Source organism: Pseudomonas sp. GW821-FHT02B10 (assembly GCF_059421865.1).
Genome location: NZ_JBWKVU010000003.1, coordinates 260,226 through 286,770, shown reverse-complemented (window position 1 = coordinate 286,770; position 26,545 = coordinate 260,226). Strand labels below are relative to the sequence as shown.

Annotated in this window: 17 protein-coding genes and 1 pseudogene; 7 read left to right on the top strand and 11 right to left on the bottom strand. The window is 63.2% G+C overall.

Going from position 1 to position 26,545, the window contains the following annotated elements; translation table 11 throughout:
* The first annotated feature begins 137 nt into the window (after positions 1–137).
* Positions 138–908: a ParA family protein gene (locus tag AC07VU_RS08700; RefSeq protein ID WP_007926828.1), complete on the top strand. Its 771-nt coding sequence runs from the start codon at positions 138–140 to the stop codon at positions 906–908.
* A gap of 123 nt (positions 909–1,031) precedes the next feature.
* Here AC07VU_RS08700 and trxC read toward each other — a convergent pair whose 3' ends face one another.
* Positions 1,032–1,466, bottom strand: coding sequence for a thioredoxin TrxC (gene trxC / locus AC07VU_RS08695; protein ID WP_274305327.1), 435 nt, complete (start codon positions 1,464–1,466; stop codon positions 1,032–1,034).
* 225 nt (positions 1,467–1,691) lie between these two features.
* On the opposite strand from trxC, the gene AC07VU_RS08690 reads away from it, so the two are divergent.
* On the top strand, positions 1,692–1,988 hold the full coding sequence (locus tag AC07VU_RS08690; protein ID WP_023970158.1) for a type II toxin-antitoxin system HigB family toxin: 297 nt from the start codon (positions 1,692–1,694) through the stop codon (positions 1,986–1,988).
* Positions 1,985–2,386, top strand: a complete 402-nt coding sequence (locus AC07VU_RS08685) for a helix-turn-helix domain-containing protein (protein ID WP_274305328.1) — start codon at positions 1,985–1,987, stop codon at positions 2,384–2,386. The genes AC07VU_RS08690 and AC07VU_RS08685 overlap by 4 nt, the downstream gene beginning before the upstream one ends.
* 4 nt (positions 2,387–2,390) lie before the next feature.
* Here the strand turns inward: AC07VU_RS08685 and selO are convergent, their stop codons facing one another.
* The 5 genes and pseudogenes from selO to AC07VU_RS08660 all read right to left on the bottom strand — a co-directional run.
* Positions 2,391–3,854 carry a protein adenylyltransferase SelO gene (gene selO, locus AC07VU_RS08680; RefSeq protein ID WP_274305329.1) on the bottom strand — a complete coding sequence of 488 codons (1,464 nt, stop codon included), beginning with the start codon at positions 3,852–3,854 and terminating at the stop codon, positions 2,391–2,393.
* A 48-nt stretch (positions 3,855–3,902) separates the two neighbouring features.
* Positions 3,903–7,253: a mechanosensitive channel MscK gene (mscK, locus tag AC07VU_RS08675; protein WP_495029737.1), complete on the bottom strand. Its 3,351-nt coding sequence runs from the start codon at positions 7,251–7,253 to the stop codon at positions 3,903–3,905.
* 35 nt (positions 7,254–7,288) lie between these two features.
* Positions 7,289–9,031 (bottom strand): potassium/proton antiporter, encoded by a 1,743-nt coding sequence (locus tag AC07VU_RS08670; RefSeq protein WP_495029736.1) that lies wholly within the window; start codon positions 9,029–9,031, stop codon positions 7,289–7,291.
* A gap of 211 nt (positions 9,032–9,242) precedes the next feature.
* Positions 9,243–10,106, bottom strand: coding sequence for a methyl-accepting chemotaxis protein (locus AC07VU_RS08665; RefSeq protein ID WP_371925236.1), 864 nt, complete (start codon positions 10,104–10,106; stop codon positions 9,243–9,245).
* Positions 10,098–10,853: pseudogene (locus tag AC07VU_RS08660) on the bottom strand (MCP four helix bundle domain-containing protein); the annotation flags it as partial. The gene AC07VU_RS08665 and the pseudogene AC07VU_RS08660, both read right to left, overlap by 9 nt.
* A gap of 295 nt (positions 10,854–11,148) precedes the next feature.
* Between AC07VU_RS08660 and AC07VU_RS08655 the strand changes: the two are divergent.
* On the top strand, positions 11,149–11,379 hold the full coding sequence (locus AC07VU_RS08655) for a hypothetical protein (protein WP_007926810.1): 231 nt from the start codon (positions 11,149–11,151) through the stop codon (positions 11,377–11,379).
* The gene (locus AC07VU_RS08650; RefSeq protein WP_009041856.1) at positions 11,376–11,678 is read left to right on the top strand and encodes a cell division protein ZapA; all 303 of its coding nucleotides are present in this window, start codon (positions 11,376–11,378) and stop codon (positions 11,676–11,678) included. The genes AC07VU_RS08655 and AC07VU_RS08650 overlap by 4 nt, the downstream gene beginning before the upstream one ends.
* 101 nt (positions 11,679–11,779) lie before the next feature.
* On the opposite strand, the gene AC07VU_RS08645 is transcribed toward AC07VU_RS08650, so the two are convergent.
* Both AC07VU_RS08645 and putA read right to left on the bottom strand, forming a co-directional pair.
* Positions 11,780–13,582 carry an acyl-CoA dehydrogenase gene (locus AC07VU_RS08645; protein ID WP_495029735.1) on the bottom strand — a complete coding sequence of 601 codons (1,803 nt, stop codon included), beginning with the start codon at positions 13,580–13,582 and terminating at the stop codon, positions 11,780–11,782.
* A gap of 275 nt (positions 13,583–13,857) precedes the next feature.
* A complete protein-coding gene (gene putA, locus AC07VU_RS08640; RefSeq protein ID WP_495029734.1) occupies positions 13,858–17,811 on the bottom strand; it encodes a trifunctional transcriptional regulator/proline dehydrogenase/L-glutamate gamma-semialdehyde dehydrogenase in 3,954 nt (1,317 codons plus the stop codon).
* A gap of 461 nt (positions 17,812–18,272) precedes the next feature.
* Here putA and putP point away from each other — a divergent pair, with 461 nt between their 5' ends.
* Both putP and AC07VU_RS08630 read left to right on the top strand, forming a co-directional pair.
* Positions 18,273–19,757, top strand: coding sequence for a sodium/proline symporter PutP (gene putP / locus AC07VU_RS08635; RefSeq protein ID WP_007926806.1), 1,485 nt, complete (start codon positions 18,273–18,275; stop codon positions 19,755–19,757).
* A gap of 160 nt (positions 19,758–19,917) precedes the next feature.
* On the top strand, positions 19,918–20,754 hold the full coding sequence (locus AC07VU_RS08630; RefSeq protein WP_007926805.1) for a 23S rRNA (adenine(2030)-N(6))-methyltransferase RlmJ: 837 nt from the start codon (positions 19,918–19,920) through the stop codon (positions 20,752–20,754).
* Positions 20,755–20,865: 111 nt separating this feature from the next.
* On the opposite strand, the gene msrA is transcribed toward AC07VU_RS08630, so the two are convergent.
* The 3 genes from msrA to aceF form a co-directional block, all read right to left on the bottom strand.
* Positions 20,866–21,513, bottom strand: coding sequence for a peptide-methionine (S)-S-oxide reductase MsrA (gene msrA, locus AC07VU_RS08625; protein ID WP_495029733.1), 648 nt, complete (start codon positions 21,511–21,513; stop codon positions 20,866–20,868).
* Positions 21,514–21,586: 73 nt separating this feature from the next.
* A complete protein-coding gene (locus tag AC07VU_RS08620) occupies positions 21,587–24,280 on the bottom strand; it encodes a putative bifunctional diguanylate cyclase/phosphodiesterase (RefSeq protein ID WP_053259386.1) in 2,694 nt (897 codons plus the stop codon).
* Between the two features lie 310 nt (positions 24,281–24,590).
* The gene (gene aceF, locus AC07VU_RS08615; RefSeq protein WP_274305334.1) at positions 24,591–26,543 is read right to left on the bottom strand and encodes a dihydrolipoyllysine-residue acetyltransferase; all 1,953 of its coding nucleotides are present in this window, start codon (positions 26,541–26,543) and stop codon (positions 24,591–24,593) included.
* Positions 26,544–26,545 lie beyond the last annotated feature (2 nt).

Genomic DNA, 26,545 nt, shown 5'->3' with positions numbered 1-26,545 from the left:
GAGCGCGGGGGCTTTACAAGAAAGTCTAGGCTGATTCTGGCCACTGGAACTGGTTTGGCGGTCTGCCGTCAGCGAGGTAGCGAAGCGACGGTACTGGCTACTACACTCGGTGATCTTTGATGCAGGGAGGTTCTGACATGCGGCGCGTGGTGTTCAATCAGAAAGGGGGAGTCGGCAAGTCGAGCATTGCCTGCAATCTGGCGGCCGTAAGTGCCAGCGAGGGGTATCGCACGCTGCTGGTGGACCTGGATGCCCAGGCCAACTCCACTCAATACCTCACCGGCCTGACCGGCGACGACATCCCCATGGGGATCGCCGACTTCTTCAAGCAGACCCTGTCTTCCGGACCGTTCTCGAAGAAGAATCAGGTCGATATCTACGAAACGCCGTTCGACAACCTGCATGTGGTGACGGCCACCGCCGAGTTGGCGGATCTGCAGCCCAAGCTTGAGGCGAAGCACAAGATCAACAAGCTGCGCAAACTGCTGGACGAGTTGGCCGAGGACTACGACCGGATCTACCTGGACACCCCGCCGGCCTTGAACTTCTACGCAGTTTCGGCGCTGATTGCTGCCGATCGCGTATTGATTCCTTTCGACTGCGACAGCTTTTCCCGCCAGGCGCTGTACGGCCTGCTGGCGGAAATCGAAGAGCTCAAGGACGACCATAACGAGGATTTGCAGGTCGAGGGTATCGTGGTCAACCAGTTCCAGGCCCGCGCCAGCCTGCCCCAGCAAATGCTTGATGAGCTGATCGCCGAGGGCCTGCCGGTATTGCCGGTGTACCTGGCCAGTTCGGTGCGCATGCGCGAATCCCACCAGGCCAGCCTGCCGCTGATCCACCTCGACCCCCGGCACAAGCTGACCCAGCAGTTCGTCGACCTGCACAACCTGCTGGAAAGCGCCTGACCTTCTTCCGTAGGAGCGGGGCTTGCCCGCGATGAGTGCCTGACATTCAACATCGTCGTCGGCTGTCAGACCGTTATCGCGGGCAAGCCTCGCTCCTATAGTTCAAGGCGATTTCGATAGCGGTCAGATGCCCTGGCTGCGCAGCCAGCTCATCAGCTGCGGTAACGGGAAGGCGCCACTCTGGCGTGCCACTTCCCGTCCGTTCTTGAACAGAATCAGGCTCGGAATCGAGCGAATTCCCAACTGCGCCGACAATTGCTGGTTGGCCTGGCTGTCGAGCTTGGCCAGCCGGCACTTGCCTGCCAATTGCGCCGCCGCCTGCTCGAATACCGGTGCGAAGGATTTGCACGGCCCGCACCAATCCGCCCAGACATCCACCAGCAGCGGCAGGTCGCCCTTGATCTGGCTGGCGTAGTCGCCTTGTTTCAGTTCGAAAGGCTGGTTCAGCAACACCTGGCCTTTGCAGCGCCCGCATTTGGGCTGATCGCCCACGCGCTCGGCGGGGATGCGGTTCAACCCATTGCAATGGGGGCAGGGGATCAGCAGTGGATCGGACATGAGGGGGCTCCGGGATAAGTGGCCAATAGCTCCGATCTGGAGGCTGTGGGCCGGTTTATCAAGCTGTTGCATGCGCTCATACATCTTTGCGCGGCAACCGTCGGCTCGGTTCTAGGCTGGAGAGAGACGATGCTCCGTGCCATTGGTCCGAGAGCATTTATAGCAACTTGCGATAAGTTGCTCCACCCTCTAGGCTGCCATAGCAGTATGCGATAAGGACTTTGCATGCGTGTAATCACGGCTAAACGAATTTGGGATGCCAAGGAAAAATGGCCACACTCGGCCAAGGCGTTGGATGATTGGTATCGCGCGCTTAAACGCAATCGGCTTGCGGATTTTGCCGCGATGAAGGCGATGTTTCCGGCGGTGGACAAGGTCGGGCCGCTGCATGTGTTCGATATCGGTGGCAACAAGATACGGCTGATTGCATTGGTCCGTTACACGACGCAAAAGCTCTATATCCGCCATGTGTTGGACCACCGTGAATATGACCGGGGTAAGTGGAAGGAGGATCGAGGATGAGTGCATTGATCGAGCAAGTGGCCGAACACTGGCAGTTCGTTGCGCCATTGCTGCGCAAGCCGAAAACCGAGGCGGATTACGACAGGCTGGTTCAGGCCCTTGACGAGTTGCTGGACCTGACGGGGGAAGACGAGGCCCATCCTCTCAACAGCCTGGTGGACATCATCGGGGACTGGATCGAAGCCTACGATCTTGAACATCGCCCGATGCCTGTCGCCAGCGGAGTAGATGTGTTGCGCTACATGATGCGCGAACACGGCCTGACCCAGAGCGAGCTGCCCGGTGTCGGCGCGCAGTCGGTAGTCTCGGAGATCCTGAGCGGCAAGCGTCAGCTCAACCTGCGGCAGATCCGCTGGCTGGCCGAACGTTTCAAGGTCTCGATGGAAACCTTTATCTGACCCCTCAGGACGAGCAACTGATTTCCAGGTGCTTGCCCCATTCGGGCGGTCGTTCGGCGTAGCTGTCCATGCCGGCCTGTTGTTCGAACGGCTTGCTCAGTACCGCGTGCAGGCGGCGCACCTCGGAGTAATCCCCTTGTTCGGCGGCGTCGATGGCCTTCTGTGCCAGGTAATTGCGCAGGATGTACAGCGGGTTGACCGCATGCATGCGTTCCCGGCGCAGCTCCTGACCCTGGACCAGATCACGGGCGACCCGGGCCTTGTACAGATCGGCCCAGGCATCGAAGCCCTGGCGGTCGACGAAGTCGTCGCGCAGCCGGGCCACGGCCAGTTCCGCCGGCTCATCCCCCAGGCGACGGAAGAACAGGCTGTAGTCCACGCCGCTGCCCTGCATCAGTTGCAGCAGCCGTTCCACCAGCTTCTGATCCTCCTCTTCGGCGCTGGTCAGGCCGAGGCGGCGGCGCATCAGGTCCAGGTAATGGGCCTGGAACAGCGGCAGGAACAGGCCGAGGGTTTCCCGCAGGGCCTCGACACTGATGAAGGGCGTCAGCGCCTGGGCCAGGGCGCTGAGGTTCCACTGGCCGATCGGCACCTGGTTGCTGAACGAGTAGCGCCCCTGGTCATCGGAATGGTTGCAGATGAAATGCGCATCGAAATCGTCGAGGAAGGCGAACGGCCCGAAGTCGAAGGTCACGCCGAGGATCGACATGTTGTCGGTGTTCATCACCCCGTGGCAGAAACCGTAGGCCTGCCACTTGGCGATCAGTTCGGCATTGCGCTCGACCACTTCGCGGAACATCGCCAGGTAGGGTTCGGGCTGCTCCAGGCACGCGGGAAAGTGCATGGCCAGCACGTGCTCGCCCAGCTGTTTCTGCTGCTCGGGGCGTTTTGTGTAATAGAAGTATTCGAAGTGGCCGAAGCGGACATGGCTGGGCGACATGCGCAGCAGCATCGCCGCGCGCTCCTGCTTCTCGCGCCAGACCGGGGTGTCGGAGCCGATCACACACAGCGCCCGGGTGGTCGGAATACCCAGGGCGTGCAGCGCCTCGGAAGCCAGGAACTCGCGGATCGACGAACGCAGTACGGCGCGGCCATCGCCCATGCGCGAGTAGGGGGTCTGGCCGGCGCCCTTGAGGTGCAGGTCCCAGTGCTCGCCGGCGGCGTTGTACACCTCGCCCAGCAGCAAGCCGCGACCATCGCCCAACTGAGGGTTGTAGGAGCCGAACTGATGCCCGGAATAGACCATCGCCCGGGGCTCGGCTTCGGCCCACAGCTTGTGCCCGCCAAACAGTTCGGCGAACACCGGGCTTTGCGCGGCCTCGGGGTCCAGGTCCAGCAGCGCCATGGCCGCCGGGCTGGCCACCACCAGGCGTGGGCGGTCGATCGGCTCGGGCAGCACATGGGTTGAGAACGCATCGCCCAGGCGGGCGAAGCGATTGTCGAAGGTCAGTTCGTCGAGGGCTTTCAACGGCCATCTCCAGCAGAATGTCCGAGCATTCTGCTAGGGATAGCGCCCTTAGTCGAGCCTGCTGGGAGGCGGTTGCTGCAGCGGTTTGTCGTCGGGCAGCGGGACAATGGTCTTGGTCTCCGGCTCGATGGGCACCATCTTGTATTCCTGGCCATGGAGGTTCTTCAGGTAGACCTCCATCTGGCGGAACGAGATGTTGATGTGCTGCTTCTTGAACTCGCGGTTGATGAAGCGGTTGACCTCGTCGAGCACCGGGTTGCGGTCCCCCAGCTCGCGCACGTGCATGCGCAATTCGTGGTCCAGGGTGCTTTCGCCGAAGTTGAGGAAGTACACATGGGGCTCGGGTTCTTTCAGTACCCGCGGGTTATCGCGGGCCGCCTTGAGCAGCAGTTCCTTGACCAGGTCCAGGTCCGAGCCGTAGTCGACACCGAGCTTGAGGGTCACCCGGGTGACGGTGTCGGTCAGCGACCAGTTGATCAGTTGCCCGGTGATGAAGGTCTGGTTCGGGACGATGATGTCCTTGCGATCGAAGTCGGTGATGGTGGTGGCGCGGATGCGGATCTTGCTCACCGTGCCCGACAGGTTGCCGATGGTGATGGTGTCGCCGATGCGCACTGGCCGCTCGAACAGGATGATGATGCCGGAGATGAAGTTGGCGAAGATCGCCTGCATGCCGAAGCCCAGGCCCACCGACAGCGCAGCTACCAGCCACTGCAACTTGTCCCAGCTGACGCCGAGGGTCGACAGGGTCGAGACGAAGCCGACGCCGGCAATCACATAGGACAGCAGCGTGGTGGTCGCGTAGGCGCTGCCCTGGGCCAGGTTCAGCCTGGACAACACCAGCACCTCCAGCAGCCCCGGCAGGTTGCGCGCCAGGGCGAAGGTGATGCCGACGATGATCAGCGCGCCGAGCATGTCGCCGATGCTGATGGGCACCATGCTCATGTTGGCGCCGGTGCCGCTGGTGTATTCGTAGAGGGTGATGTTGTCCAGGTAGGAGAACACGCTGATCAGGTCCGACCAGACCCAGTACAGCCCGGCCATGAAACCACCGAGCAGGGCCAGGCGGATCAGGCGCAGGGACTGTTCGTTGACCTTCTCGATGTCCAGGGTCGGCTCTTCGACCACCGCTTCGCCGTCGCCGCTTTCCTTGGCGGCCTGGCGTTTGGCCAGGGCCCGCTGGTAGGCCAGGCGCCGGGCGGCGACGCCCAGTCCACGGACAAAAGTGGCTTCGATCACCAGCCAGAACATCAGCAGGTACAGGGTATTGATCAGGCGGTCGCTGAGCTTCAGCGCGGTGTAGTAGTAGCCGAAGCACACGGCGATGAACAAGGCGATCGGCAGCGCGGTGAACAGCACCGCCACCGCCTTGCGGAACAGCGAGGCGTTCTGGTGCGTCGGGCTGCTCAGCAGCAGGCGGCTGAGCAGCCAGGCCATCAGGGCGTAGCAGGTCAGGACCACGGCGATGCCGAGTACGTCATCGGCCAGTGCCGCTGGTTGATGTTCGGCCACAGCGACCACGGCCACCAGGGCCATGACCACCAGTCCGAGGCGGCGGATCCAGCCCTGGAGGAATTCGACCTGGGGCTTTTCCCAGCGAAAGTGCAGTTCCGCCACGCCGCCGGGGGCGAGGATCCGGTAGGCGGTATAGAACACCAGCCAGGCCTGGGCCATCTGCAACAGCGCCGCGCCGAGGTTGGCGTTCTGTCCGCGGGCGTCGATCTGCAAGGCCAGGCCGCACAGCGCCAGGCCGAGAGCGACCGGCATCGCCAGCAGGATGTTGACCAGGATCGCCTGCGGCGTGTGCCATTGGCTGTCGCGCTTGAAGTGACCGATGTCCTTGTGAACCTTGGTCAGGCGCTGGTACAGGTTCTTGCGCCGCCACAGCAGGGCCGCGATCAGGAGCAGCAATGGCAGGAACAGCAGCGGCCGTTGCGCCAGGCCGTCGGCCAGCTCGCTCAGGCTGGACGACCAGGGCAGGGTGGTGACCTGTTTTTCCAGGCGCAGCGGCACAGCTTGCAGCCATTCGCCGTCCAGCGGCTTGTTGCTGGGAATCCAGAACATCTGTTCGTCGAGGGTCGCGCGCAGGCTTTGCGAGGTGCTCAGCAGCTGCTTCTGATTGAGCTGCAGGGTGATGGATTCGTTGAGCAGGGCGCTCAGCTCGCGGCTCAGGCGTTCCAGCAGGTCGGCACGGGTGATGGCCAGGTCCAGCAGGGTTTTGCGCAGCTGCGGGGTGATTTGCTCGGACGGCTGGGTCGCCAGCAGGTTGTCGACATAGCTGCTGGGGCTGCTGATCAGCTCGCGTTGCTGGTTGACCTCGAACTGATACAGGCGGATGTCGGCGATCTGGTCCGCCAGGTCGCGGTCGAGCCGCAGGTGCGGCAGCGCCTGCTTCTGTTTATAGAGGATCTTCGACAGCAGCAGGCTGCCCTTGAGCACGCTGATCTGCTCGTCCAGCGCGGCATCGCTCTGGGTCACGCTGTCGAGTTGCTGCTTGGTCTGCAGGTTCTGCTGGGTCAGCTCATTGAGGCGGTCGGTGCTTTTGAGCAGATAGTCGGAGAGCTTCAGGTTGGCCGCGCTTTCGGTGGCCAGGAGGCTGCTGCTGCCGGCCTTTTGCGCTTCGATCGATTGCTGGGTGACGGTTTCCTGGGACTGGGCCAGGCGCTTCTGGTTGATCAGGGTCTGCAGGTCCTGGATTTCCTGCTCCAGGCGCGCGGTCTTTTCCATCAGCAGGTCATGCTGGCTGTTGCCCAGGTCCTGCAGCTGGCTGTTGCCGGCCAGCTCCTGGCGGCGCAACGGGATCAGCGCGTTGATCGCCGCCAGTTCGGCATTGAGCTGATTGCGCTGGTCGGCGTTGATCGGCTTGCCGGAGTCCTTGCCGTTCTTGAGGATCGTATTGATCTGCTGGGTGCGGGTCTGGCTGCTGCTGATCTCGGCCTGGGCGCGTTCGGGGCGGGTCTGCGCGGTAATGGCCAGGCTGTTGGCCTCGGCCAGGGCTTTCTGCATGTCGCCCTGCTGGGTGGTGCGTTCGGTCAGCAGTTGTTCGAGCTGCGACACCGGCAGGTTGGCGTAGCGCTGGGCCACGGGCACCACCTTGGTGGCTTTCAGGCGGGTCAGCTCGCGCTGGTTTTCGCTGGTCTGGCGCGGTGCATTGCTCAGCTGCTGCTTGAGGTCGTTCAGGCGCTGTTCGTAATCCTGCTTGTTCGACAGCTGGGTCAGCGTCTGTTGCAGCACCGCTTGCAGGGCCTTTTGATCGGCCTCCGGCAATTTGCGCTCGGCGATTTTATCCAGGCTCTGCTGGACGGACTCGGCACTGGGCGGCTCGGCCGCTTGCAGTGGACCGACAGAAAGGCTCAGGCCCAGCAGGGCAATGGCGAAAAGGGTACGCAGGGTTGGCATAGAGACCGGTCAAGCTGGATGAGAAGTTAGGCAGTTTAGAGGAAGAGTCCGGGGCCCGGGCGACTTCCTTCGGGGAATCTGACGCCCACTTTGCTGATCTTGTTCCCCTCCATCACGGCAACCGTCCAGATGGTGTTGTTCCATTCCACCTGGTCGCCGACCACTGGAGCGCCGCCCACTTTCTGGGTGATGAAGCGGCTCAGCGGCATGTCCGGATCGAGCCCTTCGAGCTTGAGCCCGTACAGCGCCGAAACCGCGCCCAGCTGGGCGTCGCCTTCGAGAACGAAGTCGCCGAAGAAGCGCAGATCGAGGCCCCGTTGCGGCGCCTGGCTGAAGAGTTTTCCAAGGGCCGGCAGGTTGTGCTCATGGCCGATGACGCAGAGCAAATCATCGGCTTCCAGCACCGTACTACCCGACGGATGGAGCAGTTGCTGGTGACGAAACAGGGCGGCGATACGGGTGCCTTCGGGCATTTTCAGCTCGCGCAACGCCGCGCCGATGCACCATTTTTCCGCGCCGAGGCGGTAGACAAACAGCTCCCATTCGCTGGTGACATGCACCTCCAGGGCGGCGCGGGAGATCGGCGCCGACTCCGGTGGCACCGTGACTTTCAGCAGCTTGGCGACCCACGGCAGGCTGGTGCCTTGAACCAACAGGGACACCAGCACGATAAAGAAGGCCAGGTTGAAGTACAGCTGGGCCTCGGGCAGCCCGGCCATCAACGGGAACACCGCGAGAATGATCGGTACCGCGCCGCGCAGGCCGACCCAGGAAATAAAGGCTTTCTCACGGCCGTGGAAGGCCTTGAACGGCAAAAGGCCGACCATCACCGACAGCGGACGGGCGAACAGGATCATCCACAGCGCCAGGCCCAGCGCCGGCAGGGCGATGGGCAGCAGGTCGTGGGGCGTGACCAGCAGGCCCAGCACCAGGAACATGCCGATCTGCGACAGCCAGGCCATGCCGTCGAGCATATGCAGGATGCCGTGGCGGCTGCGCACCGGGCGGTTGCCGATCACCAGGCCGCACAGGTACACCGCGAGGAAGCCGCTGCCGTGCAGGGCGTTGGTCAGGGCGAAGACCACCAGGCCGCCGGCGATTACCAGGATCGGGTACAGGCCGGTGGCCAGGTTGATGCGGTTCACCAGTTGCAGCATCAGCCAGCCGCCGCTCAGGCCGATCAGGCCGCCGATGCCGAACTCGCGCAGCAGATGCCCCAGCAGGCTCCAGTGCAGGCCGGTCTGGCCGCTGGCGAGCATGTCGATCAGGGTCACGGTGAGGAACACCGCCATCGGATCGTTACTGCCTGACTCGATCTCCAGGCTGGCGGTGACCCGTTCGTTCAGGCCCTTGCCGCCCAGCAGCGAGAACACCGCCGCGGCGTCGGTGGAGCCGACGATGGCGCCGATCAGCAGGCCCTGGATCAGGTTCAGGTCGAACAGCCAGGCGGCCGCCATGCCGGTCAGGCCGGTGGTGATCATCACGCCGACGGTGGCCAGCGACAAAGCGGGCCACAAGGCCACGCGAAAGCTCGAGACCCGGGTGCGCAGGCCGCCGTCGAGGAGGATCACCGCGAGTGCGAGGTTACCCACCAGGTAAGCTGTCGGATAGTTGTTGAAGATGATGCCGCCACCGTCGACGCCGGCGGCCATGCCCACGGCCAGGATGATCACCAGGATCGGGATACCGAGGCGGGACGAAAGGGAACTCACCAGAATGCTCGCACCTACCAGCAACGCGCCGATCAAGAACAGGCTGTTGATGGTCGTCGCATTCAAAGGCAGTACTCCAGAAGCAGAAAGGCGGGCACAAACTGACCATGCAGTCTGCGTGCCAGCGATTCTAACCTGTTGAAATACGATGCTGTCAAAAAGCTTTTGCGCCTGTTTACAGGCGGCGGAAAAGCGTCGCCTGGCGCCGGCCACCGACGGACTTCATGGCGTTCCGCAGTGGCTGGCGCAGGTGGCGATCAGCGCTATTGGCGGCTTATTACAGGGTGAATCGCGCCACCATGCCGTTCAGGTCCACGGCCAGGCGTGACAGCTCGTGGCTGGCATCGCTGGTCTGGTTGGCGCCGGTGGCCGATTGCACCGACAGGTCGCGGATGTTCACCAGGTTGCGGTCCACTTCGCGGGCCACCAGGGCCTGCTCCTCGGCGGCGCTGGCGATGACCAGGTTGCGCTCGTTGATTTCGTTGACCGCGGTGTTGATGGTGTCCAGGGCACCGCCGGCGCCACGGGCGATGCTCAGGGTCGAGTCGGCGCGCTCGGTGCTGGTGCGCATCGACTCGACGGCATGCTCGGTGCCGCTCTGGATGCTGCCGATCATGCGTTCGATTTCGCTGGTGGACTGCTGGGTACGGTGGGCCAGGGCACGCACTTCATCGGCGACCACGGCGAACCCGCGTCCGGCATCGCCGGCCCGGGCGGCTTCTATCGCGGCGTTCAAGGCCAGCAGGTTGGTCTGGTCGGCCAGGCCGCGGATCACGTCCAGCACCTTGCCGATGTCGCGCGATTCCTCGGCCAGTTCGCTGATCCTGTTGGCCGAACTCTGCACTTCGCTGCTCATCAGCTCTATGGCGCTGACGGTCTCGCGCACCAGGTTGCGGCCTTCGCTGGCCGACTGGGTGGCGTCGTTCGAAGCCTCGGCGGTGCTCACGGCGTTGCGCGCGACTTCTTCGACGGCGCAGGTCATCTCGTTCACGGCGGTGGCGGCCTGCTCGATTTCGTTGTTCTGCTGGGTCAGGCCGCGGGCACTTTCGTCGGTGACGCTGTTCAGTTCTTCCGCGGCGGAAGCCAACTGGCTGGCGGAGCCGGAAATATGCAACAGGGTCTGGCGCAGTTTTTCCTGCATGCTCGCCATGGCCTGCAGCAGGCGTCCGGGCTCGTCGCGCCCGTTGACCCGGATGCTTTGGGTGAGGTCGCCTTCGGCGATGTGTTCCGCGGCATGCAAGGCGCTGGCGATGGGTTGGGTAATGCTGCGGGTCAGCAACCAGGCAAACACCACGGTCAGGGTGGTGGACAGGATCAGCAGAGCGACTACCAGGTTGAATGCCGAAGCATATTCCTCGGCGGCCTGCTCGTTGGCGTCCCTGGAGCGTTGGCTGTTGATCTGTACCAGCAGGTTCAGAACCTTGTTGATCTGCTGCGAGTTCTTCATCAACTCGTTGTTCAGCATCTCTTGCAGCTCACCCAGCTGGTTGTTGCGCGACAGCTCTTTGATGCGCTCTTCGAGCTTGCGGTATTCGGCCAGCAGCTTGAGGTAGTGGTCGTAGGCTTCGCTCTCTTCCGGGCTGCTGACCAGCTTTTCATAGGTGGTGCGGATTTTTTCGATCTGCTGGTTGCCGAGTTCGAGCGACTCGCGGGTCTTGGCCTGCACCTCGGGACCGCGGTTGATCACCAGGCGATAGGACAGCACTTGCAGGCGCAGCATCTGCTGGGTGAACTCATCGATGCTCTGGATGCTGGGCATGTTGTCGGTGGAAATGGTGACGGTCGCCGCGCGAATCTTGCTCATCTGGTTCAGGGCGAAGATGCCCAGGAACAGCATCAGGCAGCCGATGAATGCAAAGCCGAGAAATGCCCTCGGTGCAATGTTCATGTTGCGAAGAGACATGGGGATCTACCTCAAGAATGCGCAATCCATGCCGCGGTGGTTGATAGGGCTCCCCAGACCTATCGCGCGGAAAAATGGATTCTTGAAGCAGGAGCGAGAGTTTCAGAAAGATCTGATGGGCGACGAAGTGTCAGGAACCAGATGGGGGAATGACAGTCTTTAAAGTTCGCAGGCAAGGTCACCCGCCAGGCAAATCAAGGCGTTGCGCCGGGAAAATCTGGCATCCGGGGTGACTTTTCTTTATCGTACGCGCCCTTTGAAAAATGCTCGGAAAATCAAAATGTTGGAAGCATCCCTAAGCCAATTGGAACAGCTTGTCAGTGACCTGGTGCAACAGAACCAGGAACTGTCGGGCACGAACGAAACCCTCAAGGCAGAACTGGCCCAGGCCAAGGATGAGAACGAAAGCCTGCAACTGAGCCTGATGGAACAGGAAGAGAAGCAAGGCGCCACCGCGGCCCGCATCCAGGCCCTGGTCGAGCGCGTCAGCGCCGGTCCTGTCAGCGCATGAGGCAGGGTGCCGACGGGGTAAAAGTCGTCTCGATTCTCGGCGAGGACTACTCGATCAAGGCGCCGGCCGGGGAAGAGCAGACCCTGCTGGACGCCGCGTTGATGTTGAAGGCCACCCTGGCCGAGACCAAGAAGAAATACCCGACGCTGATCGGTGACCGCTTGCTGGTGCTGGCGGCGATGAACCTGTGCTCCCAGCAGCTCGAGATGCAAAAGCGTCATCAGCAGGAGCTCGACCGTTACCAAGAGCAAGTCAGCGCCACGGTCGAAGTGATCTCCAAGACCATCAGCCAGAACTGATGGGCCTACCCACAACCTGCAACGCCGTTGCGGTTGTGTCGGACTGATTGTTTTCGCGAGCAGCCGGGCGGCGCTCGATTGCTCGCGATGCTTTTAGCGCTTCAGAACCACTCGTCCTGCATGCCCAGGCAGGTATCGTCCCGCGCCTCCAGCAAGGCCAGCTCGTGATGACAGGCCGGCACCTCCCAGGTCAGGAAGTAACGCGCCGCCTGCAGCTTGCCCTTGTAGAAACCCACATCCGCCGGGTTGTCCCTGGCCAGGCCTTCCTGCGCGCGAATCGCCTGTTCCAGCCAGCGCCAGCCGATCACCGCATGACCGAAGGCTTTCAGGTACAGCGCCGAGTTGGCCAGGCTGCTGTTGACCTTGCCCTGGGCCAGGTCGCTGAGCAGGCCCAGGGTCACGCTTTGCAGGCGCGCCACCAGCTTTTCCAGCGGTTGGCGCAGCGCCGTCAGGGCGTCGTGGGCCTGGGCCCGCTCGCTGGTGTCGGCGATCAGGCGGATCAGTTGTTTCAGGCCCGCGCCGCCGTTCTGCGCCAGCTTGCGCCCCAGGAGGTCCAGTGACTGGATGCCGTGGGTGCCTTCATGGATCGGGTTCAGGCGGTTGTCGCGGTAGTACTGTTCCACCGGGTATTCACGGGTGTAGCCGTGGCCACCGAGGATCTGGATCGCCAGTTCGTTGGCCTTCAGGCAGAACTCCGAGGGCCAGGATTTGACGATGGGCGTCAGCAGGTCCAGCAGTTCGTGGGCCTGCTTGCGCTGGTCTTCGCTGGGCAGGGTGGTGGTGTCGTCGAACAGTCGCGCGGCGTACAGGCCGAGGTCGAAAGCGCCTTCGACATAGGCCTTCTGGGTCAGCAGCATGCGCTTGACGTCGGCGTGCTGGACGATCGACACCGGCGCGGTAGTCGGGTCCTTGCTGTCCGGTAGGCGACCTTGCGGGCGTTCGCGGGCGTATTCCAGGGAGTACAGGTAGCCGGCGTAGCCGAGCATCACCGCGCCCATGCCGACGCCGATCCGCGCCTCGTTCATCATCTGGAACATGTAGCTCAGGCCGTGGTGCGGCTTGCCCACCAGATAGCCGACACACTCCCCGTTATCGCCGAAGTTCAGCGCCGTGGAGGTGGTGCCACGCCAGCCCATCTTGTGGAACAGCCCGGCCAGCAGCACGTCGTTGCGCGGGCCCAGGCTGCCGTCGTCATTGACCAGGAACTTGGGCACGATGAACAGCGAGATGCCTTTCACCCCGGCCGGCGCGTCCGGCAGCTTGGCCAGCACCATGTGCACGATGTTTTCCGACAGCGGGTGATCGCCGCCGGAGATGAAGATCTTGTTGCCCTTGAGCCGGTAGGTGCCGTCCGCCGCCGGTTCGGCGCGGGTGCGGATGTCCGCCAGCGACGAGCCGGCGTGGGGTTCGGTCAGGGCCATGGTGCCGAAGAAGCGCCCGTCGATCATCGGCTGCAGGAAGCGTTGCTTTTGCTCGTCGGTGCCGAAGCTTTCGATCAGGTTGGCCGCGCCCATGGTCAGGAAGGGGTAGGACGTGGAGGCTGCGTTGGCCGCCTGGAAGTGCGCGAAGCAGGCCTGGGACAACAGCGTCGGCAACTGCATGCCGCCGGCCTCGAAGCTGCGCGCGGCGTTGAGGAAGCCGGCTTCGAGAAAGGCATCGACCGCGGGTTTGACTTCCGGAATCAGGATCGCCTTGCCGTCTTCATAACGCGGCTCGTTTTCGTCGCCCTTGCGGTTGTGCGGGGCAAAGAATTTCTCGGCGATGCTGCGCGCGGTGCCGAGGGCGGCGTCGAAGGTTTCCCGGTTGTGCTCGGCGAATCGCTCGCGCTGGGTCAGACCCTCGGCATCGAGGACTTCATACAGCTCGAAAGCCAGATTGCGGGAACTGAGCAACGTCTCGGACATGGCGGCCTACCTGCTTTATAGGGAATGCGCCGAGTCTAGGCGGGTGAATAAACGCTGAATAGCAAGATTGATGCGGGTGATAAAGACGCCAAACAGGCACAGCCCCTGTAGCCGCTGCCGAAGGCTGCGATAAGTCCCGCAGGGACTTCGGCGGCAATGAAATCACTACGGCCGTTCCGGCCGATCGCAGCCTGCGGCAGCGGCTACAGGGATTGCATCGGGCAAAAAAAGGGCGCCGGTGAGGGCGCCCTTTTTCATGCCGCTGACTATCGGTTTCAGCCGATGGTCATCAGGCTGGCGTTACCGCCGGCCGCCGCGGTGTTGACGCTCAAGGCGCGTTCGATCACCAGGCGTTCCAGGGCAATCGAGGTTTCGCCTTGCGACAGGCCGTGAACCCCGACGATGGCGCCGGCGCGCTTGGCCACTTGCTGGCAGACCGCGCGCAGCTGGTCGGAGTCGCCGTGATGCAGGACCGCATCGAACACCACGTCGTCCTTGGTCCAGTCGGCCACGCGCTGGATGCGCGCTTGCACCTCCGCAGGCAGGCGGGCGTAGAGCGCCTTGCCCGGTTCACCTTCCGACCAGACCGCCGAACCACCCACGGCCAGGACCGCAGCCAGTTGAGTCAGCAGGTCGCCTTCGACTTCCGCCAGGCACAGCACGTGTTCGCGCGGCAGGATGGCGTAGCTGTTGCGTTCGCCGGTCGGGCCCGCCAGCACGCGGGTGACACCGCTCTGCGACTGCGCCGCGAACTGTACGCATAGGGCGCTGAGGTCCGCCAGCTTGTTGCTGTCGGCCCAGGCTTGCAGGACGTTCAGCGGCTTGCTCATGGCGTCACGCAGGCGCACATCCGGGGCATTCAGGGCGTCGCCACGGGCGAACGACTGCTCGATGGCGTCGGTCGGACGGGTCGACAGCAGGCGGTACAGGTACAGCGGACCGCCGGCTTTCGGGCCGGTGCCCGACAGGCCTTCGCCGCCGAATGGCTGCACGCCGACCACGGCACCGACGATGTTGCGGTTGACGTAGACGTTACCGGCGTTGACGTTGTCGATCACCTTGGCGATGGTTTCGTCGATGCGGGTATGCACGCCCAGGGTCAGGCCGTAGCCGGAAGCGTTGATCTGCGCGATCAGCTGGTCGATGTCCTTGCGCTTGTAGCGCACCACGTGCAGCACCGGGCCGAAGATCTCCCGTTGCAGCTCGTCGAAGCTTTCCAGCTCGATCAAAGTCGGCATCACGAAGGTGCCGCGCTTGATCTCTTCGCCATCGGCGATCGCCACCTGATACACGCTGCGGCCTTTGTCGCGCATGGCCTGGATGTGTTTCTCGATGCCGGCCTTGGCTTCGGCGTCGATCACCGGGCCGATGTCCACGGACAGGCGCTCCGGGTTGCCTAGGCGACTTTCCGCCATGGCGCCCTTGAGCATTTCGATCACGCGGTCGGCGGAGTCTTCCTGCAGGCACAGCACGCGCAGGGCCGAGCAACGCTGGCCGGCGCTGTCGAAGGCCGAGGAGACGACATCGATCACCACTTGTTCGGTCAGGGCCGAGGAGTCGACGATCATCGCGTTCTGGCCACCGGTTTCGGCGATCAGCGGGATTGGCCGGCCCTGGGCGTCCAGGCGGCCGGCGACGTTGCGTTGCAGCAGGCGCGCGACTTCGGTGGAACCGGTGAACATCACGCCCTTGACCCGATCGTCGCCGACCAGGCGGGCACCGACGGTTTCGCCACGGCCCGGCAGCAGTTGCAGCACGCCTTCCGGAATGCCGGCTTCGAGCATCAGGCGCACCGCTTGTGCGGCGACCAGTGGCGTCTGTTCGGCCGGCTTGGCCAGTACCGGGTTACCGGCGGCCAGGGCGGCGGCGACCTGGCCGCTGAAGATCGCCAGCGGGAAGTTCCACGGGCTGATGCAGACCACCGGGCCCAGTGGGCGGTGCGCGTCGTTGCTGAAATCGTTGCGCGCCTGCACCGCGTAGTAGCGCAGGAAGTCCACGGCTTCGCGCACTTCGGCGATGGCGTTGGCGAAAGTCTTGCCGGCTTCGCGGGCCAGCAGGCCCATCAGCGGCTGGATCTCGCCTTCCATCAGGTCGGCGGCGCGTTCAAGGATCGCGGCGCGCTCGGCCGGCGGTGTGGCCTGCCAGATCGGCGCGGCGTTCAGCGCGCACTGGATGGCGTTGTCGACGTCCTCGACCGTGGCTTCCTGTACGTGGCCGACCACGTCGCGGTGATCGGACGGGTTCAAGACCGGCGCCGGGGTTTCGCTGCTGGAGGCGCAACCGAGCATCGGCGCGGCTTTCCAGTGGTTGTGGGCGGTGGCCAGCAGGGCGCAGGACAACGACGCCAGACGGTGTTCGTTGGCCATGTCGATGCCGGCGGAGTTGGCGCGCTCGCTGCCGTACAGGTCGCGCGGCAATGGAATGCGCGGATGTGGCAGGCCGAAGCCGCCTTCCAGGGTCGCCATCTGCTCGATCTGGCTGACCGGGTCGGCCACCAGTTCCTGGATGGAGATCGACTGGTCGGCGATGCGGTTGACGAACGAGGTGTTGGCGCCGTTTTCCAGCAGGCGGCGTACCAGGTAGGCCAGCAGGGTTTCGTGGGTGCCGACCGGGGCGTACACGCGGCACGGACGGTTCAGCTTGCCATCGGCAACCTTGCCTACTACCTGTTCGTACAGCGGTTCGCCCATGCCGTGCAGGCACTGGAACTCGTACTGGCCCGGGTAATAGTTCTGACCGGCGATGTGGTAGATGGCCGACAGGGTGTGGGCGTTGTGGGTGGCGAACTGCGGGTAGATGACTTCCGGTACCGACAGCAGCTTGCGGGCGCAAGCGATATAGGACACGTCGGTGTACACCTTGCGGGTGTAGACCGGATAGCCTTCCAGGCCTTCGACCTGGGCGCGCTTGATCTCGCTGTCCCAGTAGGCGCCTTTCACCAGGCGGATCATCAGGCGGTGACGGCTGCGGCGCGCCAGGTCGATCACATAGTCGATCACATACGGGCAGCGCTTCTGGTAGGCCTGGATCACGAAGCCGATGCCGTTCCAGCCGGTCAGCTGCGGTTCGAAGCACAGGCGCTCGAGCAGATCCAGCGACAGCTCCAGGCGGTCGGCTTCTTCGGCGTCGATGTTCAGGCCGATATCGTATTGCTTGGCCAGCAGGGTCAGCGACAGCAGGCGCGGGTACAGCTCGTCCATCACGCGCTCGTACTGGGCGCGGCTGTAGCGCGGGTGCAGGGCCGAGAGCTTGATCGAGATGCCCGGGCCTTCATAGATGCCACGACCGTGGGACGCCTTGCCGATCGAATGGATGGCCTGCTCGTAGGACGCCAGGTATTTCTGCGCGTCGTGCTCGGTCAGTGCCGCTTCGCCGAGCATGTCGTAGGAGTAACGGAAGCCCTTGGCTTCGAACTTGCTCGCATTGGCCAGGGCTTCGGCGATGGTTTCGCCGGTGACGAACTGCTCGCCCATCAGGCGCATGGCCATGTCGACGCCCTTGCGGATCATCGGCTCGCCGCTCTTGCCGATGATGCGGCTCAGGGACGAGGTCAGGCCGGCTTCGTTATGGGTGGCGACCAGCTTGCCGGTCAGCAAAAGGCCCCAGGTGGCGGCGTTGACGAACAGCGACGGGCTGTTGCCCAGGTGCGGCTGCCAGTTGCCGGTGCTGATCTTGTCGCGGATCAGCGCGTCACGGGTGCCTTTGTCCGGGATGCGCAGCAGGGCTTCGGCCAGGCACATCAGGGCCACGCCTTCCTGGGACGACAGGGAGAATTCCTGCAGCAGGCCCTGGACGATACCGGCACGGCCGCCGGCGCTCTTCTGGTTGCGCAGTTTTTCGGCGATGGTCGCGGCCAGCTTGTTGGTGGCTTCGGCCATGGTGGCCGGCAGGCGCGCCTGCTCCAGCAGCATCGGCACCACTTCCGGTTCCGGACGGCGATAAGCAGCGGTGATCGAAGCGCGCAGCACCGATTGCGGCAGGATGCTTTCGGCGAATTCGAGGAAGCACTGGTGGGCGTGGTCGGTCTGCACTTCGCCAGCGTCATCGCCGTCGGTGCGGGTCGAACCGCTCAGCTCGGTCAGGGTTGCACCACCCTCGAGTTTTTCCAGGTAATTGAAAATTGCCTGCTTGATCAGCCAGTGCGGCGTGCGATCGATCGAGGTCGCGGCAGCCTTCAGGCGTTCGCGGGTCGGGTCGTCGAGTTTGACCCCAAGGGTGGTGGTAGCCATATTTTTATCCTCATGTTTACCACGGTTGCGTGGCATCAGCTGGCGGCAAGATTAGCCGTGAGCCGAGAGAGGTGCAACCGGGTGCAACCTGTTTTTTATCGGAATAATTGGCAGCTCATCAGGAATTAATTTCCGGTCCCTGGGCGGCGCTTCTGCTTGGTGCTTTTAATTCTGTCGCGATGGGTTTTTGCTCCAAAAAGGAGCAAAAACGGGGCGTTCGCCGGAAAAATCGCTTGGGTGCAACTTATTCTCGCGAAACAGGTTGCACCTTCTTTGAGTTGTTGAATAGCATTCGCGCCCAAGGTGCAACCGGCCCTCGCGACCGGTTCATCGGCTGATGGCTTTCCTGGGGAAACATCAGTCATAAATGCGCGGAGTACCCAGTCGTCTCTCAAACGTAGCCGTTTGAGAGCGATGGTGCTGACCGCCGCTACATAAAAACAAAGCCAGGGCGTAACTCAATGAGTGCAAGCAATCCAACCTTGATCACGTTCGTGATCTACATCGCAGCTATGGTGCTGATCGGCTTCATGGCCTATCGCTCTACCAACAACCTTTCTGACTACATCCTCGGTGGCCGCAGCCTGGGTAGCGTGGTGACCGCGCTTTCCGCCGGTGCTTCCGACATGAGCGGCTGGTTGCTGATGGGCCTGCCGGGCGCCATCTACATGTCCGGCCTGTCCGAGAGCTGGATCGCCATCGGCCTGATCGTCGGTGCCTACCTGAACTGGCTGTTCGTCGCCGGTCGTCTGCGAGTACAAACCGAACACAACGGCGATGCATTGACGCTGCCGGACTATTTCTCCAGCCGCTTCGAGGACAAGAGCGGGCTGCTGCGGATCATCTCCGCGATCGTGATCCTGGTGTTCTTCACCATTTACTGCGCTTCCGGCATCGTCGCCGGTGCCCGTCTGTTCGAAAGCACCTTCGGCATGCCTTACGAGACCGCCCTGTGGGCCGGTGCCGCGGCGACCATCGCCTACACCTTCGTTGGTGGTTTCCTGGCAGTGAGCTGGACCGACACCGTACAAGCCACCCTGATGATCTTCGCCCTACTGCTGACGCCGATCATCGTGCTGCTGGCCACCGGTGGCGTCGACACCACCTTCCTGGCGATCGAAGCCCAGGACCCAAGCAACTTCGACATGCTGAAAAACACCACCTTCATCGGCATCATCTCGCTGATGGGCTGGGGGCTGGGCTACTTCGGCCAGCCGCACATCCTGGCACGCTTCATGGCCGCGGATTCGGTCAAGTCGATCGCCAATGCCCGTCGTATCTCCATGACCTGGATGATCCTGTGCCTGGGCGGCACCGTGGCCGTGGGCTTCTTCGGTATCGCCTACTTCTCGGCGCACCCGGAAGTGGCCGGTCCCGTGACCGAGAACCACGAGCGGGTGTTCATTGAGCTGGCCAAGATCCTGTTCAACCCATGGATCGCCGGTGTGCTGCTGTCGGCCATCCTGGCGGCGGTGATGAGCACCCTGAGCTGCCAGCTGCTGGTGTGCTCCAGTGCCCTGACCGAAGACTTCTACAAAGCCTTCCTGCGTAAACATGCTTCCCAGCTGGAGCTGGTGTGGGTCGGTCGTGCAATGGTGCTGCTGGTTGCCCTGGTCGCCATCGCCATGGCCGCCAACCCGGAAAACCGCGTACTGGGCCTGGTCAGCTACGCCTGGGCTGGTTTCGGCGCAGCCTTCGGTCCTGTGGTGCTGATCTCGGTACTGTGGAAAGGCATGACCCGCGACGGCGCGCTGGCCGGCATCATCGTCGGCGCCGTGACCGTGATCCTGTGGAAGCACTTCAATGTGCTGGGCCTGTACGAAATCATCCCGGGCTTCATCTTCGCCAGCCTGGCCATCCTGCTGGTGAGCAAGATGAGCGCACCGAGCGCCGGCATGGTCCAGCGTTTCGAGGCCGCCGAGAAAGACTACAAGCTCAACCACTGATCGGGAGCCGCTGAGGCGCTAACCCTGCAGTGATTCGAAAAGCCCGCATTCCCTGGGATGCGGGCTTTTTTATGGGCGTGCCTGCGCCGTGGAAGCTCCCGACACGACCTGACGCCGGCCGTGGCACAGGGTAAACTTCGCCCCCTGCGCAGGAGCAACCATGAACTATCGTCACGCCTTCCACGCCGGCAACCACGCCGACGTCTTCAAACACCTGACCCTGACCCGCCTCATCGCCCTGATGTCGCGCAAGGAGCAGCCGTTCGCCTACCTCGACAGTCATGCCGGCATCGGCCTGTACGACCTCCAGGGCGATCAGGCCAACCGCACCGGCGAGTACCTGGAAGGCATCGCGCGCCTGTGGGGCGAGCAGGACCTGCCAGCGCTGACCGCCGACTACATGGCGGTGCTGCACAAGATGAACCCCGATGGCGAACTGCGTTATTACCCGGGCTCGCCCGAGCTGGCGCGGCGCCTGACCCGTTCCCAGGACCGGGTGCTGCTCAACGAGAAGCATCCGGAAGACGGGTTGCTGCTCAAGGAAAACATGAAGGGCGATCGCCGGGTGGCGGTCCACCTGGGCGAGGGCTGGCATGTGGCGCGGGCGCTGCTGCCGGTGGCCGAGAAGCGCGCGGTGATGCTGATCGACCCGCCGTTCGAACAGCTCGACGAGATGCAGCGTTGCGCCGCGTCGTTGAAAGAAGCCATCGGCCGGATGCGCCAGACCGTGGCGGCCATCTGGTACCCGGTCAAGGATCAGCGGGCGCTGCGCCGCTTCTACCAGGACCTGGCCGGTACCGGCGCGCCGAAGCTGCTGCGTGTGGAACTGCTGGTGCATCCGCTGGATACGCCCAACAGCCTGAACGGCTCGGGCCTGGCGATTGCCAACCCGCCGTGGGGGCTGGAAGAGGAGTTGCGCGAGCTGCTGCCGTGGCTGGCGCAGAAACTGGGCCAGACCCAGGGCGGCTGGCAGATGGATTGGCTGATCGCCGAATAATGTGAGGTGTGGCCGCTGCCGAGGCCCGAGGCTGCGATGGGCCGCGAAGCGGCCCCCGAGGGCGCTCCTGCGGACCGCATCGCAGCCTCGTGCCTCGGCAGCGGCTACGGGTCAGATCGGGCAGGTCACGCCTGTGCCGCCGATCCCGCAGTAGCCTTCCGGGTTCTTCGCCAGGTATTGCTGGTGGTAGGCCTCGGCGTAGTAGAAGGTCGGGGCTTCTTCGATTTCCGTGGTGATGGCGCCCAGCCCGGCCTTGGTCAGCTCGGCCTGGAACACTTTTTCGCTGGCCTTGGCCTGCTCCAGCTGGGTCGGGTTGGTGGCATAGATCACCGAGCGGTACTGGGTGCCGATGTCGTTGCCCTGGCGCATGCCCTGGGTCGGGTTGTGCAGTTCCCAGAACATCGCCAGCAGTTCCTGATAGCTGACTTTCTCCGGCTCGTAGACCACCAGCACCACTTCGCTGTGGCCGGTCAAGCCCGAGCAGACTTCTTCGTAGGTCGGGTTCGGGGTAAAGCCGCCGGCGTAGCCCACCGACGTGCTGAACACGCCCTCGCGCTGCCAGAACTTGCGTTCCGCGCCCCAGAAGCAACCCAGGCCGAAGATGGCGAATTCCACGTTGCCCGGGAATGGGCCCAGCAGCGGGTTGCCGCTGACGAAGTGTTCGGCTGGCACGGTCATCGGGGTTTCGCGGCCAGGCAGGGCTTGTTCTTTGGTAGGTAGCACGTTTTTGTTCACCAGAATTTCCGAGCGCAGAACCATGATCAGTCCTCTCAGTCAGGGTGGGATTGAGTAATTAACCAGACACGCAGTTTGCCCGAGTGTTACAGCGCTGTCAGGCGATTGGGCCGCGCGGATAACGTTTGAGCTTGTCGATCAGCTCCGAGCCGGGGATCGGCCGGTCGAACAGGTAGCCCTGGCCGACATCGCAGCGGTGGCGACGCAGGAAGGACAGCTGCTCCGCGGTTTCGATGCCCTCGGCCACCACCTGGATTTTCAGGTTGTGGGCCATGGCGATCACCGCCGAGGTGATTTCCATGTCGTCCTGGTTGGCGGGGATTTCATGGATGAAGCTGCGATCGATCTTGATGATGTCGATCGGGAATTTCTTCAAGTAGCTCAGCGACGAATAGCCGGTGCCGAAGTCGTCCATGGCCAGGGTCAGGCCGAGCTTTTTCAGCTGGTCGAGTTGCTGGTGGGTGTCTTCGGTGGCTTCCAGCAGCAGGCCTTCGGTCAGTTCCAGCTCCAGCAGCGAGGCGGGCAGCTGTTCTTCCTTGAGGATGCTGGCGATGGAAGCCACCAGGTCCGGGTCGGAAAACTGCTTGGGCGACAGGTTGATCGCCACCTGCAGATTGCCCAGGCCGGCGGCGGTGAGCTGCTTGCTCATGCGGCAGGCCTGGCGCGCGATCCATTTGCCGATCGGGATGATCAGGCCGGTCTCTTCGGCGACGCTGATGAACTGGTCCGGGCGGATCATGCCCTTTTCCGGATGGTTCCAGCGCAGCAGCGCCTCCAGGCCCAGCAGGCGTCCGCTGCGCAGGCACAGCTTGGGCTGGTAGAACACGTCCAGCTCGTTCTGGGTCAGGGCGCGGCGCAGGTTGTTTTCCACGAACAGCTTGTAGCTGGCTTCGGCGTTCAGGGCTTCGGTAAACACCTGCACCTGATGTTTGCCGTTGGCCTTGGCCTTGTGCAGCGCCAGGCCGGCGTTGCGCATCAGGGTCTGCGGGTCGCGGCCGTGCAGCGGTGCGCAGGCCAGGCCCACGGAACCGGTGACGCTGATGAGTTGGTTGTCGACGAACATCGGCTTGTCGAGAGTCATCAGCAGCTGGCTGGCGATCTGTTGGCCGGCCTCCAGGTCGGTGTCGTCCAGCAGCACGGCGAACTCGTTACTGGCGAAGCGCGCCAGGCTGCCGCTCGGGCTCAGGCTGTTACGCAGGCGCCGGGCCAGGCTGATCAGCAGCTTGTCGCCGGTCTGGTGGCCGAGGCTGTCGTTGATCCGCTTGAAGTTGTCGATGTCCACCAGCAGCAGGCTGATGGGGCTGTCGCTGTCGCGGGCGAAGCGTTCGTCGAGGTTGCGGATGAAGGCGGGGCGGTTGCCCAGGTTGGTCAGGTTGTCGGTGTAGGCCAGGCGCTCGATGCGTTGCTGGGCCAGCTTGGTCTGGGTGATGTCTTCATAGATGCCGATGTAGTGGGTCAGTTCGCGGTTGTCGCCATAGACCTTGGAGATCGACAGCTGGCCCCAGTACGGCTCCAGGTTCTTGCGCCGGCTCTTGAACTCGCCCTGCCAGCTGTTGCTCTTGGCCAGGCTGGAGGGCGCGTCGAACAGCAGTTCGCTGAGGTTCTCCAGCGCCGGCAGTTCCGCCAGCCGATGGCCGTGGACTTCCTCGGTGCTGTACTGGGTGATCGCGGTGAAGCTCGGGTTGACGTACTCCACCACGCCGTCGCAATTGACCAGCAGAAAGGCATTGGCGCTTTGCTCGACCGCACGTTGGAACAGGTGCAGGGCGCTGGTGGCGGTACGGCGGTTGTGGTTGTTGATGACCTGGGCGAACTGGTCGGCCAGCTCGCCGGCAAAGGCGATTTCATCGGATTGCCAGGCGCGGGTGTTGCCCACTTGTTCCAGGCACAGCACGCCGACCACCTGGCCGTCGATGCGGATACTGGCGTCGAGCATGGCGTTGATATTGCGCGGGCGCAGGCTCTCGGCCATTTCCCGGGTGCGCGGGTCGCGCATGGCATTGTGCGCATCGATGGCCCGGCTGGTGTGCAGGGCTTCGAGATAGTCGGGGAAGTCGCTGGCGTCGATCGTCTCCGGCAGGATGTATTCCTGCAGGTCACGGTGATACACGCAGATGGGCACCAGCATCTGGCCTTCGAGGTTCCAGATGCTGGCGTAGTCGATCTCGTAGATGTCGCAGGCGCTGCGGGTGATCAGCTCGGCGGCTTCCAGCAGGGAGTTGTTGGCGCTATAGCGCTGGCGGGCCAGGAGCAGGATCAGGTCTTGCTGGGCGCGCACCCGTTCGAGGTGCTGGAGTTGTTCCTGCTGGGCGCGCTGATTGAGTTCCAGGGCGATTTGCAGGCGACTGTTCTGGGTTTCCAGGTCGGGCGCGGAGAGCGGCTGATCGTTGTCGAGCAGGCCATCGACCACCAGAAAATAGCCACGCAGCAGGTGTCGATTGTGTTGTTTGTAGGCTTCGCCGAGTTCCAGCAGGCTGAGTGAGCCCTTGGCGGTGTGCAGGGTGTAGCGAATCAGGTAATGCGGGCTGTGGGTCAGTTGCTGCTGGATCGCATCGTGCAACTGATAACGGGCTTCCGGCTCCATCAGGCTGGCATAGGGCGAGCCGACCAGGGCGCAGAGCTCGACGGCGGGCAGGCCGAATTGGCGTTCACAGTTCGGGTCGAGAAACAGCAGGGCCCAGCTCGCTTCATTCAGCCGTTCGAAACGCAGCATGCCGAGCCGCGAGGGCACGGGCAACTGCGTCACTACCTCGGCCACCATACGGCTGGCGGCATCGGGTTGGCTTTTCATGGGGAAACTCGCTTGGTAAATGCTGATCGCGCCGGGCTCGCGCCCTCTTTACTGTTGCCTGCGGCAAGGTTGCATCATGCGGCACTGACTGACAAGTGAGATGAAGGCTAAGTGCTATAAGAATCTATCGGCAGAACGGAAGATTTCTGAAAGCTAATCTTTCCTGGTGTTTTACCGGGCTTTGGCGGCTGGTTACAGCGATTTTTCGGCAAAAAAAAGCCCCGCCAAATCGACGGGGTTGAGGTACGAGCGTGGCGCTCGAAAAGGGTGCAACGGCCGGCTTCCCCATGACAGGGAAACCGGCCGAGTCTTACAGCAGGATAGTGCGGATATCCGCCAGCAGATCGCTCAGACGCTTGGTGAAGCGTGCGGCAGCGGCGCCGTTGATCACGCGGTGATCGTAGGACAGCGACAGCGGCAGCATCAGCTTCGGCTGGAAGGCTTTGCCGTCCCAGACTGGCTGGATGGTTGCCTTGGAAACGCCGAGGATCGCCACTTCCGGTGCGTTGACGATCGGCGTGAAGCCGGTGCCGCCAATGTGACCGAGGCTGGAGATGGTGAAGCAGGCGCCCTGCATGTCGTCCGCCGAGAGCTTCTTGGTCCGGGCTTTTTCAGCCAGGGAAGCGGCTTCGGCAGCCAGTTGCAGCAGGTTCTTCTGATCGACGTTCTTGATCACCGGTACCAGCAGGCCATCCGGAGTGTCGACCGCGAAGCCGATGTTCACGTACTTCTTGCGGATGATCGCTTTGCCGCTAGGCGCCAGCGAACTGTTGAAGTCCGGCAGTTCCTTGAGCAGGTGCGCGCAGGATTTCAGCAGCAGCGGCAGGATGGTCAACTTGACGCCGGCCTTCTCTGCAACGGCTTTCTGGGCGATCCGGAAGGCTTCCAGCTCGGTGATATCGGCCGAGTCGAACTGGGTGACGTGGGGCACGTTCAGCCAGCTGCGATGCAGGTTCGATGCGCCAGCCTGCATCAGGCGGGTCATCGGCACTTCTTCGATCTCGCCGAAGCGGCTGAAGTCCACCACCGGAATCGGCGGGATGCCCGCGCCACCGGTTGCGCCGCCAGCAGCTGGCGCTTCCTTGGCCTTTTGCATCATCGCTTTGACGTAAACCTGCACGTCTTCCTTGAGGATGCGACCGTGCGGACCGCTGGCGCCAACAGCGCTCAGCTCGACGCCGAACTCACGGGCCAGTTGACGCACTGCAGGGCCTGCGTGAACTTTGGCGCCAGGCTTGGCAGGTGCAGCGGCCGGGGCGGCAGCAGGTGCAGCGGCAGCCGGAGCAGCAGCGGCAGGTGCCGGAGCGCTTGGCGCAGCCGCGGCAGTTGGAGCCGGGGCGGCAGCAGGTGCCGCGCCCTTGACCTTCAGCTTGAGGATCAGGTCGCCGGTACCGACTTCGTCGTCCAGCTTGATCGCAACGCTTTCCACGATGCCGGCGGCAGGCGATGGAATTTCCATGCTGGCCTTGTCGGACTCGAGGGTGATCAGCGACTGGTCGGCTTCAACGCTGTCGCCAGCCTTGACCAGGACTTCGATGATCTTGGCCTTGCCGGCCGAACCGATGTCCGGGACGTGGATGTCCTGGACGCTGTCGGCCACTGGAGCAGCCGGAGCTGCCGCAGGAGCAGGCGCAGCGGCAGGTGCCGGAGCAGCCGCCTGGGCCGGAGCGGCCGCAACAGGGGCCGCAGCACCTGCCACTTCCAGATCCAGGATCAGGTCGCCGGTGCCGACTTCGTCGTTGAGCTTGACGCTGATGGCCTTGACCACGCCAGCGGCAGGCGAAGGGATTTCCATGCTGGCCTTGTCGGATTCCAGGGTGATCAACGATTGATCAGCCTCGACCTTGTCGCCGACCTTGACCTGGATCTCGATGATCTGGGCCTTGCCCGACGAACCGATGTCCGGCACGTGCACTTGCTGAACCGAAGCAGCGGCAGGAGCAGCTGGCGCGGCAGCAGGAGCGGCAACCGGTTTGGCCTCGGCTTTGGCAGCCGGTGCAGCGGCAGGCGCAGGAGCCGCTTGCGCGGCACCCTCGACTTCCAGTTCCAGCAGCTCGTCGCCTTCTTTCAGGCGATCGCCCAGCTTCACTTTCAGGCTCTTGATGACGCCGGCTTTGGGCGCCGGCACTTCCATGCTCGCCTTGTCCGATTCCAGCGTCAGGATGCTCTGGTCGGCTTCGATACGGTCGCCGACCTTCACAAACAGTTCGATTACTTCACCTTCACCGCTGCCGATGTCAGGTACGCGAATGAGTTCGCTCACAA

What these genes read in the sequence shown, in the direction of transcription:
- AC07VU_RS08700 (WP_007926828.1), top strand. Translation starts at nt 138, where the DNA reads ATGCGGCGCGTGGTGTTCAATCAGAAAGGGGGAGTCGGCAAGTCGAGC.
- trxC (WP_274305327.1), bottom strand. Translation starts at nt 1,466, where the DNA reads ATGTCCGATCCACTGCTGATCCCCTGCCCCCATTGCAATGGGTTGAAC.
- AC07VU_RS08690 (WP_023970158.1), top strand. Translation starts at nt 1,692, where the DNA reads ATGCGTGTAATCACGGCTAAACGAATTTGGGATGCCAAGGAAAAATGG.
- AC07VU_RS08685 (WP_274305328.1), top strand. Translation starts at nt 1,985, where the DNA reads ATGAGTGCATTGATCGAGCAAGTGGCCGAACACTGGCAGTTCGTTGCG.
- mscK (WP_495029737.1), bottom strand. Translation starts at nt 7,253, where the DNA reads ATGCCAACCCTGCGTACCCTTTTCGCCATTGCCCTGCTGGGCCTGAGC.
- AC07VU_RS08665 (WP_371925236.1), bottom strand. Translation starts at nt 10,106, where the DNA reads ATGCAGGAAAAACTGCGCCAGACCCTGTTGCATATTTCCGGCTCCGCC.
- AC07VU_RS08655 (WP_007926810.1), top strand. Translation starts at nt 11,149, where the DNA reads ATGTTGGAAGCATCCCTAAGCCAATTGGAACAGCTTGTCAGTGACCTG.
- AC07VU_RS08650 (WP_009041856.1), top strand. Translation starts at nt 11,376, where the DNA reads ATGAGGCAGGGTGCCGACGGGGTAAAAGTCGTCTCGATTCTCGGCGAG.
- AC07VU_RS08645 (WP_495029735.1), bottom strand. Translation starts at nt 13,582, where the DNA reads ATGTCCGAGACGTTGCTCAGTTCCCGCAATCTGGCTTTCGAGCTGTAT.
- putA (WP_495029734.1), bottom strand. Translation starts at nt 17,811, where the DNA reads ATGGCTACCACCACCCTTGGGGTCAAACTCGACGACCCGACCCGCGAA.
- putP (WP_007926806.1), top strand. Translation starts at nt 18,273, where the DNA reads ATGAGTGCAAGCAATCCAACCTTGATCACGTTCGTGATCTACATCGCA.
- AC07VU_RS08630 (WP_007926805.1), top strand. Translation starts at nt 19,918, where the DNA reads ATGAACTATCGTCACGCCTTCCACGCCGGCAACCACGCCGACGTCTTC.
- msrA (WP_495029733.1), bottom strand. Translation starts at nt 21,513, where the DNA reads ATGGTTCTGCGCTCGGAAATTCTGGTGAACAAAAACGTGCTACCTACC.
- AC07VU_RS08620 (WP_053259386.1), bottom strand. Translation starts at nt 24,280, where the DNA reads ATGAAAAGCCAACCCGATGCCGCCAGCCGTATGGTGGCCGAGGTAGTG.